Raw genomic sequence first — 408 nt, 5'->3', positions numbered from 1 at the left:
AACCTCACTGGATACGCACCAGTTTTCTGACCTTTCATCACCACTCACATCAGCACCAGGACCGAATGAGGCGAACGTTACATCATCACCAAACGCACTGATTGGCGTATCACCAATCTTGATATCGCCTTCAGCATAGGCATATTTCCCAGCCCCGATACAAAGGAAAAGGTTTGTGTAAAAGACACTCGGATCATCCGCACTAAAACGGCTGCGCGGTGCCACAACATAATCAGGATAAATCCGCATCTTTCCAAAGACTTCACGAATGGGATCACCTAATGCAGCTTTATTTGCCTTGGCAGTATTTGATGTACTCAGCGAGTCCCCATTGGCCGTGGTACCTGATGTCGGTATTTTCGCGCCGAGAAGCGTGCCGATGAACCCGAACACTTTACCGATGACACT

The 408-nt window shown here is 48.5% G+C and carries 1 pseudogene; it reads right to left on the bottom strand.

The annotated features are described in order from the left end of the window. Positions 1-408, bottom strand: a pseudogene (locus SPM24T3_RS24155) (phage tail protein); the annotation flags it as partial.

The organism is Serratia sp. M24T3, from assembly GCF_000257645.1.
In the GTDB taxonomy this organism is placed as follows: domain Bacteria; phylum Pseudomonadota; class Gammaproteobacteria; order Enterobacterales; family Enterobacteriaceae; genus Rouxiella.
Note: the sequence above shows the minus strand (reverse complement) of the source record. Positions and strands in the feature narration are given on the sequence as shown.